Source organism: Pseudomonas sp. JL3, assembly GCF_031570575.1.
In the GTDB taxonomy this organism is placed as follows: Bacteria; Pseudomonadota; Gammaproteobacteria; order Pseudomonadales; family Pseudomonadaceae; genus Aquipseudomonas; species Aquipseudomonas cucumis.
The window spans coordinates 24,519-41,701 of sequence record NZ_JAKWJK010000024.1 but is presented as its reverse complement, the minus strand read 5'-3'; the positions used below and the strand labels follow the sequence as shown (position 1 = coordinate 41,701).

Here is a 17,183-nt window from a genome sequence, read left to right as displayed (position 1 = left end):
CGCCATGAAACGCTTCCGGCCGGGCCTCGTGCCGACTCTGGTGGTCGCGGTACTGCTGCCCTTGCTGGTGTCACTCGGGTTCTGGCAGTTGAGCCGGGGCGCGGAGAAAAGCGCACTGCTGCAAAGCTATGCCGAACGCCGGGCGGCCGAACCGATGGCCAGCACCGAACTGCAACACACCGAAGATCCGGCCTTCCGCCGGGTTCGCCTGCACGGCCAGTTCGATGCCGAACACAGCCTGCTGCTGGACAACCGTCAGCGCGACGGCAAGGTCGGGGTCGAGTTGCTGCAACCGTTTCAGGACCGGGCAACCGGGCTGTGGCTGCTGGTCAATCGCGGCTGGTTGCCGTGGCCGGATCGGCGCACACCGCCGTCATTCACCACACCGACCCAGGCATTGAGCCTCGACGCCTGGGTCTACGTCTCCCCCGGCGCAACGTTCCAGTTGCACGCCGACCCAGACGCCACGACCTGGCCACAACTGGTCACCGCCATTGAACCGGCCAGGCTCTGGGCGGCGCTTGACCGTGACGGTTTCGCCTACGAATTACGCGCGCAAAGCGGTCCCGCGACCTACCAGGCCGATTGGCCGGTGGTGGCCATGGGACCGGAAAAACACGTGGCTTATGCCGTGCAGTGGTTCGCCCTGTCGACAGCCCTGCTCGGCCTTTACCTCTATCTCGGCTGGCACAACGCAAAGGAGAACAATAATGGGAGCGGTCATGAATCCACCCGGCATGTCTGAGGCGAAAACGCCGGTAAATCGTCGGCGCGGGCGCTTGCAGCTGTTACTGATCCTGTTGGGAGTGATCGGTCCGATGATCCTCGCCACCGGCATGTACAAATTGCAGTTCTGGGTGCCGGAGGGCCGCAGTTATCACGGCGAACTGATCGGCAATGGCCAGACCCGCGCCGACATCGGCGTACCGGCGCAAGAAGACCGCTGGCAGCTACTGGTGACAGCGCCCAAGGACTGTTCGGTGGACTGCCAGCAGCTGGTGTATCTGGCGCGCCAGATCCAGATCGGCCTCGGTCGCGATGCCTCCCGCGCCAGCCATGCGCTGGCCATCGCACAGCCGCTGAACAGCGATTACGAGACTAAACTTCAACGTGAATATCCGCAGCTGCAACGTTATTCACTGGACCCGCCGACCTACATCAAAGGCGCTCAGAGCAATGACACGCCGCACCTGTGGATCATCGACCCTCACGGCAATCTGGTGCTGCGCTACGACCCGACGGTGAAGGGCAAGGACCTGCTCAACGACCTGCGCCATTTGCTGAAACTGTCGAACATCGGATAAGGGCATCGTCATGGCCAAACCTGGATTTCGCCTCGCGCTGTTTGCCACCTTGCTGGCACTGATTGTGGTGTTGCTCGGCGCCTACACGCGCCTGACCCATGCGGGTCTTGGCTGCCCGGACTGGCCCGGCTGCTACGGCTTTATCAGCGTGCCGAACAGCGAAGCCCAACTGGCCCATGCCGAACTGCATTTCCCCGACGCGCCGGTAGAAGCCCACAAAGGCTGGAACGAAATGCTTCATCGCTACTTCGCCGGCACGTTGGGGCTATTGATCGCGGTGCTGGCGGGACGCGCCTGGACCCATCGTCATCACCCGGGGCAGCCGGTGAAACTACCGTTGTTTGTGCTGGCGGTGGTGTTCGCCCAAGCGGCGTTCGGCATGTGGACGGTGACACTCAAGCTCTGGCCGCAAGTGGTCACCGGGCATTTACTTGGCGGCTTTGCGACCTTGAGCCTGTTGTTTCTGCTGACCTTGCGCCTGTCCGGTGTGTTGCCGGCGCTGACCGTGCCTCGACGCTTGCAGCACTGGGCGACCGCCGGATTGTTGCTGGTGATCCTGCAAATTGCCCTTGGTGGCTGGGTCAGTTCCAATTACGCGGCGGTGGCCTGCATCGACTTTCCGACCTGCCACGGGCAATGGCTGCCACCGGCTGATTTCGCCAACGGCTTTCACCTGACCCAACACATCGGCCCCAATTACCTGGGCGGGCAACTGGACAGCGATGCCCGCACCGCGATTCACCTGACTCACCGCATCGGCGCGCTATTGGTCACCCTTGTGCTGCTTGGTCTGGCCTGGCAACTGAAGGTTGTCGGCATGACGCGACTGGCCGCCATGGTGCTGATCGCCCTTGCCGTACAAATCACCTTGGGCATCAGCAATGTGGTGTTCCACTTGCCGCTGCCGGTGGCCGTCGCCCACAACGCCTGCGGTGCAGCGCTGTTGCTGACAATGGTGCTGGTCAATTATCACGCGCGAACCAGCCTGGTTCGGGTCAAGCATCAGCCCCCAGTACGCTGGCGTCTCAGCCTGCGTAAACACTCGGCTGGGCCCATAACAATAAAAGGAGAAATGCCATGGCGACCCTGATCGGTGAACGTCACAGTCAGGCAATCTGGCGCGATTACCTGGAGCTGACCAAGCCGAAAGTGGTGGTGCTGATGCTCATCACCTCGCTGGTCGGCATGTTTCTCGCGACGCGCGCCGGGGTGCCGTGGACGGTGCTGGTGTTCGGCAATCTGGGGATTGCCTTGTGCGCCGGCGGTGCGGCGGCGGTTAACCATGTGGTGGACCGGCGCATCGATGCGGTCATGGCTCGGACCCACAAACGGCCCTTGGCCGAAGGTCGGGTTTCTCCTACCGCTGCGCTGACTTTCGCTCTGGTGCTGGCGGTGCTCGGCCAAGCTCTGCTGCTAGCCTTCACCAACCCGTTGACGGCGTGGCTGACCCTCGCGTCCTTGCTCGGTTATGCCGTGGTCTACACCGGTTTCCTGAAACGCGCGACGCCGCAGAACATCGTCATTGGTGGCCTCGCCGGTGCGGCCCCGCCGCTGCTCGGCTGGACCGCCGCCACCGGTCATGTCACCGCCGAACCGTTGCTGCTGGTACTGATCATCTTCGCCTGGACCCCGCCGCACTTCTGGGCACTGGCGATTCACCGCAAGGAGGAATACGCCAAGGCTGACATTCCGATGCTGCCGGTGACCCATGGCGAGCACTACACCAAAGTCCACATCCTGCTTTATACCTTTGCACTACTGGCCGTCAGCCTGATGCCCTACGTGATCCACATGAGCGGCGTGCTCTACCTGATTTGTGCCCTCGCACTGGGCGCGAGGTTTCTGCAATGGGCCGTGGTGCTGTACCGTGGCACTCGGCCGCACGCGGCGATCAACACGTTCAAGTACTCTATTTACTACTTGTTCCTGCTGTTTATCGCGCTGCTCGTTGACCACTACTTACTGTTGAACCTATGACTCGAACCCAGAAAACCGTCTTCATTCTCGTCGCCTTGATCGCGCTGATCCTGGGCCTGACCATTAATAAAGTTCTGACCGGAAAAAACCAGGGCGACCCGACGGCACTGATCGATGCGGGGATCATCCTGTTGCCCCAAAGCCGTAACCTGCCAGACGTGAAGATGACCGATCAGGACGGTAAGCCGGTGGCGGTCAACGAGCTGAAAGGCAAATGGAGTCTGTTGTTCTTCGGCTACACCTTCTGCCCGGACATCTGCCCGACCACCCTCGCCCAGCTGCGGCAGATCAAGAGCGAACTGCCGGCGGATGCTGTGGACAAGTTGCAGATCGTTTTGGTCAGCGTCGACCCGAACCGCGACACGCCCAAGCAACTCAAACAGTACCTGGGCTACTTCGATCCGCAATTCATCGGGCTGACCGCATCCTCGGTCGAAGACCTTCAGAAACTGGCCAATGCGGTGAGTATTCCGTTTATTCCAGCGGACACCAGCAAGCCTAATTACACGGTTGATCACAGCGGCAACCTCGCGGTGATCGGACCGGACGGGACTCAACGCGGGTTCATACGCGCACCGTTGAACAACCAGAAACTGGTGGCGCAGTTGCCGGTGATGCTCAAGCGCGAATAACCGACACCGCCCCGCAGGAGCCAGGCTTGCCGGCGAAGGCAATCTCGCGAGCGCCTTCGCCGGCAAGCCTGGCGCCTACAGGGATGGTATTTCAGGCATAAAAAAACGGGGACGCAATCAATGCGTCCCCGTTTTTTTGATCGTTCCCACGCTCCGCGTGGGAATGCAGCCAGGGATGCTCTGCGTCCCCTTCAACGTCAGAACGCCGGCAATACCGCGCCTTTGTACTTTTCGAGAATGAAGGCTTTCACTTCCGGGCTGTGCAGGGCAGCTACCAGTTTCTGCATCGCGGCGCTGTCCTTGTCGTCTGGACGAGCAACGAGGATGTTCACGTATGGCGAGTCGTTGCCTTCGATGACCAGCGCGTCCTTGGACGGATCGAGCTTGGCTTCCAGCGCGTAGTTGGTGTTGATCAGCGCCAGGTCGACCTGAGTCAGCACGCGCGGGATGGTCGCGGCTTCCAGTTCGCGGAATTTCAGGTCCTTGGTGTTCTCGGTGATGTCCTTCACGGTCGACAGGATGTTGTTCGAATCCTTCAACTTGATCAGGCCAGCCTTCGCCAGCAGCAACAGCGCACGACCGCCGTTGGTGGCGTCGTTCGGGATCACCACGTTGGCGCCGCCCGGCAGCTCGGTCAGCGCTTTGTACTTGCTGGAGTAAGCGCCCAGCGGTTCCAGGTGCACACCGGCAACGCTGACAAGGTTAGTGCCCTTGGCCTTGTTGAACTCATCCAGGTACGGCTGGTGCTGGAAGAAGTTGGCGTCCAGACGCTTCTCGGCCACCTGCACGTTCGGCTGGATGTAGTCGGTGAACACCTTGACGTTCAGGTCCACGCCTTCTTTGGCCAGGGCCGGTTTAACAAACTCGAGGATTTCCGCGTGTGGTACCGGGGTGGCCGCGACGGTCAGGGTGTCGGCAGCGTGTGCGGAGAAGGCTGCAACGGCAGCGAACGCGACGAGTAGTTTTTTCATTCAGCTAACTCCTTGTGAGGCGCCCGTTTGGCGCCTGCCAGCGAATGGCCGGCTCATGACTTATTTACGTGAGAAGTGGACAACCAATTTGTCACCAACGGTTTGCAGCACTTGTACCAGCATCAGCAGCAACACAACCGTCACAACCATCACATCCGTCTGGAAACGCTGGTAACCAAAACGGATTGCCAGATCGCCCAGGCCACCAGCGCCGACCACACCGGCCATTGCCGTGTAGGACACCAGTGTAATCGCTGTCACCGTAATCGCCGCGAAGATGCCCGGGCGGGCTTCTGGCAGCAAGGCATTGATGATGATCTGACGTGTCGTCGCGCCCATGGCCTGGGTCGCCTCGATGATGCCGCGATCCACTTCACGCAAGGCGGTTTCCACCAGTCGTGCGAAGAACGGCGTGGCCCCCACCACCAGCGGTGGAATCGCACCGGCGACACCCAGGGAGGTGCCTGTGATCAACACAGTGAACGGAATCATCACGATCAGCAAAATAATGAATGGCAGCGAACGCAGAATGTTCACCACCAGCGACAGCATCGCGTACACGCCTTTGGCTTCCAGCAACTGGCGCGGGCTGCACAGGAACAACAGCACGCCCAGCGGCAATCCCAAAAGCACGGTGAACAACAGCGAACCGCCGAGCATCAGCAGGGTGTCGCCGGTGGCCAGCCAGATTTCGTACCAGTCGATATTGGAAAAGAAACTCGTCAGGACTTCCATCAGCGCAGCACCTCCATGTGGACGTCAGCCGCAGTGAAGTGCGCAAACGCCGCTTCCATGTCGCCACCGGTGACGGCCAGGGTCAATTGCCCGTAAGGGACGTCTTTGATGCGATCGATACGACCGGCCAGGATGCTGTAGTCCACACCCGTTTCCCGGGCGACGGTGCCCAGCAACGGCGCGTAGGTCGCTTCGCCCTGGAAGGTCAGACGCACGATGCGCCCCGGTACGTGAGCGAAGTCGTCGCGCTGTTCGCTTTCGTCAATCTGCTCGTCTTCCTGCACGAAGCGCTTGGTGGTCGGGTGCTTGGGATGCAGGAATACCTCGGCCACCGAACCTTGCTCCACGATCTTGCCCGCATCCATCACCGCCACCTGATCGCAGACCCGACGGATCACATCCATTTCGTGGGTGATCAGGACGATAGTCAGTTTCAGCTCGCGGTTGATCTCGGCCAACAGTTGCAGGACCGACGCCGTGGTTTGCGGGTCCAGGGCACTGGTGGCTTCATCGCACAGCAGGATCTTCGGTTTGGTTGCCAGGGCGCGGGCGATGCCGACACGCTGCTTCTGACCGCCAGACAGTTGCGCCGGGTACTTCTTCGCATGGTCAGACAGGCCGACCCGCGCCAGCAACTCCGCCACACGCCGGTCGATTTCGCTACGGGACAGTTCACCGGCGAGGGCCAGCGGCAACGCGACATTGTCGGCCACAGTCTTGGACGCCAGCAGGTTGAAGTGCTGGAAAATCATCCCGACCTGCTGACGGAAACGCCGCAGACTATTGGCGTCCAGCGCGGTGACTTCTTCGCCATCGACGATGATCTTGCCGCCACTGGAGTTTTCCAGGCGGTTGATCAGACGCAGCAGGGTACTTTTTCCCGCGCCGGAATGGCCGATCAGGCCAAAGACCTGACCATTCTCAATCGTCAGACTGGTCGGATGCAGGGCGGGAATATCCTTACCGGCGACGCGGTAAGTTTTGTGGACGTTTTGAAACTCGATCACGTAGCGAACCTTGTGGGGCGCGTTAGAAAAGGATCAGCGGTTAGCCGGGCGCGCATTTTAGCCTGTCCGTATAGAGGTTATTAGCATTTATTCCGCATTCAACCTTCCATTTGGCAATAACGCGATCAAAGGTCATAAAAAAGGAACGGCTAAAAACCTCATCAGTCACTAATTAGGCAACTCGAAAACGCCCCGATGCCGTGTCTGGGGTATTGCTCAAGAGTCCTGGCTACGGCGGGAATCGCAACGAGGAGTTTACGTCTGATGAGTACTAAAAAGCCTGCCGCTCCCAAAGGCGCACTGGCCGGGACCGATACCCTGGACCGCAGCAACACCAACGCCAAGCTCGACAGCCTGGAAAAATTTCGCTCCGATGCCACCGAACAGGCCTTGCGCACCAACCAGGGCGTGAAGGTCGCGGACAATCAGAACACGTTGAAGGCCGGCGCCCGCGGGCCGTCGTTGCTGGAAGACTTCATCATGCGTGAAAAAATCACGCACTTTGACCATGAACGCATTCCCGAGCGCATCGTCCATGCCCGTGGCACCGGCGCCCATGGTTACTTCCAGGCATATGAAACCCATTCCGTACTGACCAAGGCCGGGTTCCTACAAGACCCACATCAAAAGACTCCGGTTTTTGTGCGCTTTTCCACGGTGCAAGGTCCGCGCGGATCAGGCGATACCGTGCGGGACGTACGAGGTTTCGCGGTGAAGTTTTTTACCGACGAAGGCAACTTCGATCTGGTGGGCAACAACATGCCGGTGTTCTTCATTCAGGATGCGATCAAGTTTCCTGACTTCGTACATGCGGTAAAACCCGAACCCCACAACGAGATTCCTACCGGTGGTTCGGCCCACGATACTTTCTGGGACTTTGTTTCTCTGGTGCCGGAATCCGCACACATGGTGATGTGGACCATGTCCGACCGGGCAATCCCCAAAAGCCTGCGCACCATGCAGGGCTTCGGCGTGCACACGTTTCGCATGATCAATGCCGAAGGCAAAGCACGCTTCGTCAAATTCCACTGGCGCCCTGCCGCTGGCACCTGCTCGCTGGTGTGGGATGAGGCGCAGAAGCTCGCCGGCAAAGACACCGACTTCCACCGTCGTGATCTCTGGGAGGCCATTGAGACGGGGGATTACCCGGAATGGGAATTGGGCGTACAGGTTATCGAGGAAGAAAGCGAACATGCCTTTGATTTCGACATCCTCGACCCGACCAAACTGATCCCTGAAGAAGTGGTGCCGATCACTCCGCTGGGCAAGATGGTGCTCAACCGCAACCCGGACAATTTCTTCGCCGAGACCGAGCAGGTCGCCTTCTGCCCCGGGCATATCGTGCCGGGGATCGATTTCTCCAATGACCCGTTGCTGCAAGGTCGGTTGTTTTCCTACACCGATACGCAGATCAGCCGACTGGGTGGGCCAAATTTTCATGAGATCCCGATCAACCGTCCGGTTTCACCATTCCACAACGGTCAACGGGATGCGCAGCACCGCACCACCATCGACAAGGGACGCGCTTCCTACGAGCCGAACTCCATCGACAGCGGCTGGCCGAAGGAAACCCCACCAGCCGCGCAGGACGGCGGTTTCGAGACTTATCCGGAGCGCATCGACGCTGTGAAAATCCGTCAGCGCAGCGAGTCGTTCAGCGATCACTTCTCTCAAGCGCGGCTGTTTTTCCACAGCATGAGCAAGCACGAGCAGGAACACATCATCGCCGCTTACAGTTTTGAGCTGGGCAAGGTCGAACGCGAATTTATTCGCGCGCGACAGGTGAATGAGATCCTGGCCAATATCGATCTGGAACTGGCCAAACGCGTGGCACAGAACCTGGGCTTGCCGGTACCTAAGGCCGGAACGATCGAGGTGCGCAAAACGTCACTCGACCACTCCCCCGCCCTGAGCCAGGCCAACTTGCTCTCGGGGGATATCAAAACCCGAAAAGTGGCGATTCTGGCGGCCAACGGGGTGGATGGCGCGGCGATTGATGCGATGAAGAAGGCTCTGATGGCCGAAGGCGCGCACGCCAAACTGCTCGGCCCGACCTCAGCCCCCGTGACAACCGCCGATGGCAAAGCGCTGCCGGTGGATGCGTCGATGGAAGGTTTACCGTCGGTGGCATTTGACGCGGTGTTCGTGCCGGGTGGCGCAGCGTCGATCAAGGCGCTGAATACCGATGGTGTAGCGCTGCATTACCTGCTGGAGGCGTACAAGCATTTAAAGGCAATCGCGTTGTATGGCGAAGCAAAGCAGTTGCTGGATGTGTTGAAGCTGGAGGCTGATGCGGGGTTGATCGTGGGTAACGATGCCAAGCTGTTCAAGGCGTTTTTTGCCGCGATCGGGCAGCATCGGGTGTGGGATAGGGAGCCTAAGGCCAAGGCGGTTCCGGCTTGAGGGCCTTTATCGAGTAGGAGGACGCCTTCGCGGGCAAGCCTCGCTCCCACAGGTGCAGCGTAAATCCTGTAGGAGCGAGGCTTGCCCGCGAAGCGTTTAAGGCTTGCGCGGACTCAGAACCATCTGCGCCGGAATATTGCGCAGAATTTGCTTCTCCAGCTTCAGATCAAACTCCGAATCCAGCTTCTTCACCCGTTTGGTCAGCAGCGTGGCCAGCCATGGGTAATCCTGGGTGCGCGGCGCCTGGATGCTCACATCGCACTGGTAATTCACCACATCGGCGGCGATGGCATCCAGTTGACGACGCAGCTTGCTGATATCGGTGAGGTTTAATGCCACCGTGGTGCTTTCAGCCGTCGGGTCGATGACTTTGGCCTGAGGTTTGGCTTCCGCAGCCTTGAGAGCCGCTTCGGCTTTGTCCAGTTCAGCCTTGCGCGCATGGACGATGGCGCTGTTGACGCCACCGGTCAGCGCCGGGGCCTTGGGCATCAATACCCGGGCACGGCTGAGGGCGGTGGCTGCTGCATTCACATCACCTTTTTGCAACACGATCTGGCTACGCAGCAAATAGGCTTCAGCCAATTGCCGCTGGTATTGCTCAAGGGATTGATCGTTGGGCGACTCGGCCTGCAAAGCCGCCAATTGTCCTTCGGCGGTGGCCAGTTCGCTGCTGGCCAGGCTTTGTTCCAGCTGTGCGATAGCCGTGGCCCGCGCATCGGGGGCCTCGGTGGCCGCCGGTGGCGTGCTTTGGCAAGCGCCCAGCAGCAGCGAAAATGCGACAAGGAGCAGATAACGGGAGGCGAACGGCTTCATTCCTGCGACTCTCTATTTGCGCAAAAAACGAGCAAGTCTACACCCCTCGACGGGGCAGGACAAAACTCAGCAGAAACAGCGCGGCGGCCGTCACCACAATCGACGGGCCGGCCGGTGTGTCCTTGAACCAGGACAACGCCAGCCCGCCACACACCGCGAGCATGCCCAGCAGGCTCGCGCCCAGTGCCATCTGCTCCGGCGAGCGGGCGTGACGCTGTGCCGCAGCCGCCGGAATAATCAGTAACGAAGTAATCAGCAAAACACCAACGATCTTCATCGCCACCGCGATCACTACCGCGATCAGCAACATCAGGGCCAGACGCAACGACGCCACGGGCAAACCTTCCACCTTGGCCAGTTCTTCGTGCACCGTGATAGCCAGCAAAGGTCGCCACAGCGTGACCAGCAATACCAGCACCGCCGCGCTACCGCCGAGGATCCAGGCCAGATCGGTCGGACTGATCGCCAGCAAGTCGCCGAACAGATAGGCCATCAGGTCGATCCGCACTTCATGCATGAAGCTTAGTACCACAAGGCCCAGAGAGAGCGTGCTCGGTGCGAGAATTCCCAAAAGCGTGTCGGAGGCCAGTGGCTGGCGTTGTTGCAACGTCACCAGCAATACCGCCAGTAACAAGCAGCCTACAGTGACCGCAACGGTCGGGCTGACATCCAGCAGAAAACCCAGCGCCACGCCGAGCAGCGCCGCGTGGGACAAGGTGTCGCCAAAATAGGCCATGCGCCGCCAGACCACGAAGGAACCCAACGGACCCGCGACCAGCGCCAGGGCCAGACCTGCAAGCAGGGCATAAAGCAGAAAATCAGCCATGCTTGCAGCTATCTCCATGAACGTGAGTCGACGGGACCGCGCTGACCACCGAGCCATGCAGGTCGTGGGCGTGGTCGTGATGGTGGTGATATATCGCCAGGCTTTGTGCGTTTTTTCCGAACAGCTCGACGAATGCCGGATCGCCGCTGACCTGCTCGGGATGCCCGGAACAGCAGACATGGCGATTCAGGCACACCACCTGATCGGTGGTGCTCATCACCAGATGCAAATCGTGAGAGACCATCAAAACGCCGCAACCATGACGGTCGCGCAAGCGTGTTATCAAGCTGTAGAGCTCGGCTTGACCGGCCACATCGACGCCTTGCACCGGCTCATCCAGCACCAGCAGTTCCGGCTCGCGCAGCAATGCACGCGCCAGTAGCACCCGCTGCATTTCGCCACCGGAAACACTTTGTACCGGGCTGTCGATGACCTGTTCGGCGCCGACTTCCTTGAGGGCGGCCAACGCCCGAGCGCGGTCCACGCCCGGCACCAGACGCAAGAAGCGCAGCACCGACAGCGGCAGGGTCGGATCGACATGGAGTTTTTGCGGCATGTAACCAACGCGCAACTTTGGCTTGCGCCAGACGCTGCCGCTGTCCGGTTTCAACAGGCCAAGCACCGCGCGCACCAGCGTGGTTTTGCCGGCACCGTTGGGGCCGATCAAGGTGACGATCTGCCCCGGCTCGACGCTCAGCTCGATGTTGTCCAGCACGTTTTGCCCGGCAAAGGTGACAGCCACCTGCTCGAGGCGAATCAGCGCGTTGCTCATCACGCCCCCTGGCAACCCGAGCAGAGACCGATCACTTCAACGGTCTGGGCCTCGACGATAAATCCAACATCTTTGGCGCTATTGATGATCGCGTCGCTGATGGATTTCTGTTCGAGTTCGATGGCGGCGTGGCATTCGCGGCAGATCAGGAACTGGCCCTGGTGAGCGTGTTCCGGGTGATTGCAGCCGACAAAGGCGTTCAGCGAGGAGATGCGGTGTACCAGGCCGTTTTCCAGCAGGAAATCCAGCGCGCGGTACACGGTCGGAGGCGCGGCGCGGCGGCCGTCCTGCTCGCTGAGCACCGCCAGAATGTCGTAGGCACCCAACGGTTTGTGGCTTTGCCATACCAGTTCCAGCACCCGTCGACGCAAAGCGGTCAGACGCAGCCCCTGACGTGCGCACAAGGCATCGGCCTCAGACAATGCGCTATGAACGCAATGAGAGTGGTCGTGGGGACGGCTGGCAATCGGTGTTTTAGGCATGAGCGGCGACGAGTTTTGTGAGAGACGTTATTATGTTACCCGTTCTCGCCTCTTCGAGTGGTCATCGTGTCCCGAATTTTTTCTATCTTCGTCGCATTTTTAGCAACTTTCCTGCTGATCGGCTCTGCTCAAGCCGAAGTCAAAGTCCTCACCAGCATCAAGCCCCTGCAGCTGATCGCCGCTGCGGTACAGGACGGTATAGCGGTTCCGGAAGTCTTGCTGCCGCCCGGCGCTTCGCCGCATAACTATGCCTTGCGCCCATCCGACGTACGGAAAGTGCAATCGGTGGCGCTGCTGTACTGGATCGGCCCGGACATGGAAGGTTTCCTGCCTCGCGTGCTGAAAGGTCGTACGCTGCCCAGCATCGCGGTGCAGGATTTGCCCGGCCTGAAACTGCGACATTTCGCCGAAGATAACCACTCCGACGCCGAAGAAGCCGATGAGCATGATCACGATCACCGCCCCGGCAACCTGGATGCGCATTTGTGGTTGTCACCGATCAACGCCCGCGTGATCGCCACCAAAATGGCCAACGATCTGAGTGCTGTAGATCCGGCCAACGCGGCGCGCTACCAGAGCAACCTCAAGGCGTTCGATCAGCGTCTCGATGCTTTGGACCTGCGCCTGAAGGCCCGTCTGGCGGGTATCGCGGGCAAGCCTTACTTCGTGTTCCACGAAGCCTTCGACTACTTCGAAGACGCTTACGGCCTCAAGCACACCGGCGTGTTCAGTGTCGCTGCCGAAGTGCAGCCCGGTGCCCAACACGTGGCAGCGATGCGCACGCGGTTGCAGGAAGTCGGCAAGACCTGCGTGTTCAGCGAACCTCCGCTGCGCCCACGCCTGGCAGAAACCCTGGTGGCCGGGCTGCCGGTGAAACTGGCGGAGCTGGATGCGCTGGGCGGATACACGCCAGCGACCGCTCAGGGGTATGAGCAGTTGCTGGAAAAGCTGGGGAATGATTTGGCGGGGTGTCTGGAGTCGTTGTAGTTCCGAAAATTGTGTCGCCCCCAATCACGGGCAAGCCACGCTCCCACAGGGTTTGTGTCGTTCGCCAATATTATGAACGACACAAACCCTGTGGGAGAGCGGCTTGCCCGCGATGCTTTTAGAGGGCGAAAGGTAGTGGCGTGTTGACCTTCTGCCGTTGCGTCAGCCGTAACTGAAACTCCATCGGATCGTGAATCAACACGTCCTGCCCGGCGAAAGACTCCGCGGCGATCAACCGCGACAACCAGAACCGTACGCACGCCACGCGCAGCATGGTCGGCCATAGCTCGGCTTCGGCAGCGGTAAACGGTCGCAGCGCGGCATAGGCGCCCAGCAACGCCCGCGCCCGAGCGCCATCGAGCTGCCCTTGCTCGTCCGAACACCAATCGTTCAAGGCAATCGCCACGTCATAGAGCATCGGCCCCGAACAGGCGTTGTAGAAGTCGATCAACCCGGTCAGGTGCGTGCCTTCGAACATCGCATTATCGCGGAACAGGTCGGCGTGGATGTTGGCTCGCGGCAGCGCCAGAATTTTCGTCTTCTGCTGTGTGATTTCATCCAGCGCCCGTTGCAGCAAATCGCTTTGCTCGGCATTCAGATGCGAAAGCAACTGCGTGCCCTCCTCCAGCATCCAGTCCAGGCCGCGATCGGTTTTGCGTTTGATCATGTTGGCCTGGGTCGCCAGGTGCAAATGAGCCAGCAGCTCGCCGACCTGAGCGCAGTGCTGCGCGTTGGCGTCCTTGACGTGCTTACCGGCCAGACGGGGCTGCAACAGCGCAGGTTTACCGGCCAGTTCACGCAACGCGACGCCGTCGGTGGTGCGCAGGGCATAAGGTACCGGCAGATCGGCGTCGTGCAGCACGTCGAGCAGCTCGATGAAAAACGGCATCTCCTGCACCGGACCGCGCTCGACCAAGGTCAGGACAAACTCGCCCTGCTCCAGGCTGATAAAGAAATTGGTGTTTTCGCTACCGGCGGCGATCCCCTGGAAATCAAGCAGGCGGCCAAGCCCGTAAGGGGCGAGAAAGGTTTCCAGCTCGGGCCGAGCCAGGGGGGTGAACACAGACATGGTTAAAACTGCCAGTACGGGCGCCGCGACTGCCGGCGCCGATTTAAGTTAGGAGCGGCTTACCACTCGAATATTTTCCACGACGGAATCAACATATCCGGCTGATCCGAGCGAATGAAGTTACCGTCCGAGCCATCAGCGCGCACCAGGAAATACGGTTTACCGACTTTCGGGGTCACCTTGATGGCATACAAAAAACCATTTTGCCGATATTCCTGAATGGTTTTGTCACCTTCCGTGCGGATTGTTACATCCGGGTCTGCCGAGGGGGCGTCGTCCGCCGCCATGACAGCCAATGGAGTGATTGCAAACAAGCCAGCCAGCAACAAGCGATTTAGTGTGCGCATGATAACCTTGTCCCTTTGTCGTCAACGGTCCCGCTATTCTAGCGCCGGACCCGCCGAAAAGGTTGATCCTGCTCATGAGCCAAGCCCCCCTCGTCCTGGTGGACGGTTCTTCTTATCTGTACCGCGCCTTTCACGCGCTGCCACCGCTGACCACGTCCAAAGGCCTGCCGACCGGTGCGGTGAAGGGCGTATTGAACATGCTCAAGAGTCTGCGCAAGCAGTACCCGGACAGCCCGTTCGCCGTGGTATTCGACGCCAAGGGCGGGACGTTCCGCGACGCGATGTTCGCCGAATACAAGGCCAATCGCCCAAGCATGCCCGACGACATGCGGGTCCAGATCGAGCCGCTGCACGCCAGCGTCAAGGCCCTGGGCTTTCCACTGCTATGCGTGGACAACGTCGAAGCGGACGACGTGATCGGCACTCTGGCCCGCAGCAGCGCGGCCGCCGACCGTCCGGTGGTGATCTCCACCGGCGACAAGGACATGGCGCAACTGGTCGACGGGCACATTACCTTGGTCAATACAATGACCGGTAGCGCGCTGGACGTGGAAGGCGTGAAGGAGAAATTCGGCGTCGCTCCCGAGCAGATCATCGATTACCTGGCACTGATGGGCGATTCATCCGACAACATCCCGGGCGTTCCGGGTATCGGTCCAAAGACCGCTTCCGGTCTGCTGGTCGGTGTGAACGGTGGTCTGACCGAGCTCTATGCGCAGCTCGACATCGTCCCGACCCTGCCGATTCGCGGCGCCAAGACACTGCCGGCCAAGCTCGAAGAGCATAAGGAAATGGCCTTTCTTTCTTATCGGTTGGCAACCATCAAGATCGACGTACCGCTGGACTTCGGCCTCGACGACCTGCATATGGGCCCACCGGATCACGAAAAACTCGCCGAGCTGTATTCCCTGCTGGAGTTCAAAAGCTGGTTCGAAGAAAACCAGCGCGATGCCAAGCGCGCAGGTCAGGACATTGTTGAAGTCGTCCAGGAGCAGCCGGGAGCAGCCGAAGCGAAGTACGAAACCGTCCTCGACCGGGCGCGTTTCGAGGCCTGGCTGGACAAGCTCGACAAGGCACCGTTGATCGCCTTCGTCACCGAAACCAATGGCACCGATGCTCAACATTCGCAATTGGTGGGTCTGGCGTTTTCCGTCGCGGCCAACGAAGCAGCCTACATCCCGCTGACCCATTCCTACATGGGCGTGCCGGAACAGCTGGATCGCGACACTGTACTGCTGGCGCTGAAACCGCTGCTGGAAAACCCGAATAAGCTGAAAGTCGGCCAACACGCCAAGTTCGAAACCAATATCCTCGCCAACTGCGCCATCGGTGGTGATCAGAGCAACGGGATTATTGTTCAGGGCATCGCCTACGACACCATGCTCGAGTCTTACGTACTGGACTCGACGGCCACCCGTCACGACATGGACAGCCTGGCGCTCAAGTACCTGGGCCAAAGCAAGACCGACATTCAAGGGATCGCGGGCAAAGGCGTCAAGCAGCTGACCTTCGACCAGATCTCGCTTGAGCTGGCGGGCCCCTATGCTGCCGAAGATGCCGATGTCACCTTCCGGCTGCACCTGGCTTTGCAGGAAAAACTGGCAGCAACGCCAAGCCTGGGCAAGGTGCTCAACGAGATTGAAATGCCGCTAATGCCGGTTCTGGCCCGTATCGAGCGCCAAGGCGCACTCGTGGACGCCAACTTGCTGGGCATCCAGAGCGTCGAACTGGGCGAGAAACTGGTCGCCCTTGAGCGTGAGGCCTTTGCCATTGCCGGTGAAGAGTTCAACCTCGGCTCGCCGAAGCAACTGGGCGTGATCCTCTATGAAAAGCTCGGTTTGCCCGTACTCAGCAAAACTGCCAAGGGCCAGGCCTCGACCGCCGAAGCGGTGTTGGCCGAGTTGGCCGAACAGGACTATCCGCTGCCCAAAGTACTGATGCAATATCGCTCACTGAGCAAGCTCAAGAGCACCTACACCGACCGTTTGCCCGAGCAAATCAACGCTCGCACCGGGCGCATTCATACGTCTTACCAGCAAGCCGTTGCCGCCACCGGACGTTTGTCGTCGATCGATCCGAACTTGCAGAACATTCCGATTCGCACCGCCGAAGGTCGTCGGATTCGTCAGGCGTTCGTCGCGCCCAAAGGCTACAAGCTGCTGGCTGCGGACTATTCGCAAATCGAACTGCGGATCATGGCGCATCTGGCCAAGGACGAAGGCTTGCTGCACGCCTTCCGCAACAACCTCGATGTACACCGCGCTACAGCAGCGGAGGTGTTTGGCGTCGAGCTCGACGCGGTCACCAACGATCAGCGTCGCAGTGCCAAAGCCATCAACTTCGGCCTGATCTACGGCATGAGCGCGTTTGGACTGGCCAAGCAGATCGGCGTCGACCGTAAACAATCCCAGGCCTACATCGACCGTTACTTCGCCCGCTATCCCGGCGTGCTGGAATACATGGAGCGCACGCGCGCCCAGGCCGCCGAGCAAGGTTTCGTCGAAACCATCTTCGGCCGTCGTCTCTACCTGCCGGAAATCAACGCGAAAAACCAGGCCCTGCGCAAAGCTGCCGAGCGCACGGCGATCAACGCCCCGATGCAAGGCACCGCGGCGGACATCATCAAAAAAGCCATGGTAGCGGTGGATAACTGGCTGACATCGTCCGGCCTTGACGCCAAAGTCATCCTGCAGGTGCATGATGAATTGGTGCTCGAGGTGCGAGAGGACTTGGTCGACCAGGTCCGTGAGGAAATTCGCGTGCACATGAGCAGCGCCGCACAGCTGGATGTACCGCTTCTGGTCGAGGTAGGTGTAGGCAACAACTGGGATGAGGCGCACTAAGTCGCCTGAGGGACG

At 60.0% G+C, this 17,183-nt stretch carries 17 protein-coding genes; 8 read left to right on the top strand and 9 right to left on the bottom strand.

Features of this window, described 5'->3' with window-relative positions; all coding sequences use genetic code 11:
- The first annotated feature begins 4 nt into the window (after positions 1–4).
- The 5 genes from MMG91_RS26650 to MMG91_RS26630 are packed head-to-tail and all read left to right on the top strand — an operon-like array spanning position 5 to position 3,913.
- Positions 5–745, top strand: coding sequence for an SURF1 family protein (locus tag MMG91_RS26650; protein ID WP_310661211.1), 741 nt, complete (start codon positions 5–7; stop codon positions 743–745).
- Positions 711–1,304 carry a hypothetical protein gene (locus MMG91_RS26645; protein WP_305504018.1) on the top strand — a complete coding sequence of 198 codons (594 nt, stop codon included), beginning with the start codon at positions 711–713 and terminating at the stop codon, positions 1,302–1,304. The genes MMG91_RS26650 and MMG91_RS26645 overlap by 35 nt, the downstream gene beginning before the upstream one ends.
- 10 nt (positions 1,305–1,314) lie before the next feature.
- The gene (locus tag MMG91_RS26640; protein ID WP_310661210.1) at positions 1,315–2,394 is read left to right on the top strand and encodes a COX15/CtaA family protein; all 1,080 of its coding nucleotides are present in this window, start codon (positions 1,315–1,317) and stop codon (positions 2,392–2,394) included.
- Entirely contained in the window at positions 2,382–3,281 is a 900-nt protein-coding gene (gene cyoE / locus MMG91_RS26635; RefSeq protein ID WP_305447656.1) for a heme o synthase, read from the top strand. Before MMG91_RS26640 ends, cyoE begins: the two co-directional genes overlap by 13 nt.
- Positions 3,278–3,913, top strand: coding sequence for an SCO family protein (locus MMG91_RS26630; protein WP_258618624.1), 636 nt, complete (start codon positions 3,278–3,280; stop codon positions 3,911–3,913). Before cyoE ends, MMG91_RS26630 begins: the two co-directional genes overlap by 4 nt.
- 197 nt (positions 3,914–4,110) lie before the next feature.
- Here MMG91_RS26630 and MMG91_RS26625 read toward each other — a convergent pair whose 3' ends face one another.
- From MMG91_RS26625 to MMG91_RS26615, 3 genes are read right to left on the bottom strand one after another with little or no spacing between them, the layout of a single operon-like run.
- Complete coding sequence (locus tag MMG91_RS26625) at positions 4,111–4,884, bottom strand: MetQ/NlpA family ABC transporter substrate-binding protein (protein ID WP_305447654.1); 774 nt, start codon at positions 4,882–4,884, stop codon at positions 4,111–4,113.
- Positions 4,885–4,944: 60 nt separating this feature from the next.
- Positions 4,945–5,619, bottom strand: a complete 675-nt coding sequence (locus MMG91_RS26620; RefSeq protein ID WP_305447653.1) for a methionine ABC transporter permease — start codon at positions 5,617–5,619, stop codon at positions 4,945–4,947.
- On the bottom strand, positions 5,619–6,626 hold the full coding sequence (locus tag MMG91_RS26615) for a methionine ABC transporter ATP-binding protein (RefSeq protein WP_310661209.1): 1,008 nt from the start codon (positions 6,624–6,626) through the stop codon (positions 5,619–5,621). Before MMG91_RS26615 ends, MMG91_RS26620 begins: the two co-directional genes overlap by 1 nt.
- Positions 6,627–6,890: 264 nt before the next feature.
- Between MMG91_RS26615 and katE the strand changes: the two genes are divergently transcribed.
- Entirely contained in the window at positions 6,891–9,029 is a 2,139-nt protein-coding gene (gene katE / locus MMG91_RS26610) for a catalase HPII (RefSeq protein WP_310661208.1), read from the top strand.
- Positions 9,030–9,125: 96 nt separating this feature from the next.
- Here katE and MMG91_RS26605 read toward each other — a convergent pair whose 3' ends face one another.
- From MMG91_RS26605 to zur, 4 genes are read right to left on the bottom strand one after another with little or no spacing between them, the layout of a single operon-like run.
- Positions 9,126–9,842, bottom strand: coding sequence for a PA5502 family lipoprotein (locus MMG91_RS26605; protein WP_310661207.1), 717 nt, complete (start codon positions 9,840–9,842; stop codon positions 9,126–9,128).
- A gap of 37 nt (positions 9,843–9,879) precedes the next feature.
- Entirely contained in the window at positions 9,880–10,668 is a 789-nt protein-coding gene (gene znuB / locus MMG91_RS26600; RefSeq protein ID WP_310661206.1) for a zinc ABC transporter permease subunit ZnuB, read from the bottom strand.
- Complete coding sequence (gene znuC, locus MMG91_RS26595) at positions 10,661–11,440, bottom strand: zinc ABC transporter ATP-binding protein ZnuC (protein WP_008076246.1); 780 nt, start codon at positions 11,438–11,440, stop codon at positions 10,661–10,663. Before znuC ends, znuB begins: the two co-directional genes overlap by 8 nt.
- Positions 11,440–11,922, bottom strand: a complete 483-nt coding sequence (gene zur / locus MMG91_RS26590; RefSeq protein WP_007902861.1) for a zinc uptake transcriptional repressor Zur — start codon at positions 11,920–11,922, stop codon at positions 11,440–11,442. The genes znuC and zur overlap by 1 nt, the downstream gene beginning before the upstream one ends.
- Positions 11,923–11,988: 66 nt before the next feature.
- Here zur and MMG91_RS26585 point away from each other — a divergent pair, with 66 nt between their 5' ends.
- Positions 11,989–12,909, top strand: coding sequence for a metal ABC transporter solute-binding protein, Zn/Mn family (locus tag MMG91_RS26585; protein WP_310661205.1), 921 nt, complete (start codon positions 11,989–11,991; stop codon positions 12,907–12,909).
- A gap of 118 nt (positions 12,910–13,027) precedes the next feature.
- Here MMG91_RS26585 and MMG91_RS26580 read toward each other — a convergent pair whose 3' ends face one another.
- A complete protein-coding gene (locus MMG91_RS26580) occupies positions 13,028–13,978 on the bottom strand; it encodes a homoserine kinase (RefSeq protein WP_305447648.1) in 951 nt (316 codons plus the stop codon).
- 59 nt (positions 13,979–14,037) lie between these two features.
- Positions 14,038–14,325, bottom strand: a complete 288-nt coding sequence (locus MMG91_RS26575) for a DUF2782 domain-containing protein (RefSeq protein WP_008076254.1) — start codon at positions 14,323–14,325, stop codon at positions 14,038–14,040.
- Positions 14,326–14,399: 74 nt separating this feature from the next.
- Here MMG91_RS26575 and polA point away from each other — a divergent pair, with 74 nt between their 5' ends.
- Positions 14,400–17,168, top strand: a complete 2,769-nt coding sequence (polA, locus tag MMG91_RS26570) for a DNA polymerase I (protein ID WP_305504012.1) — start codon at positions 14,400–14,402, stop codon at positions 17,166–17,168.
- Positions 17,169–17,183: the final 15 nt, after the last annotated feature.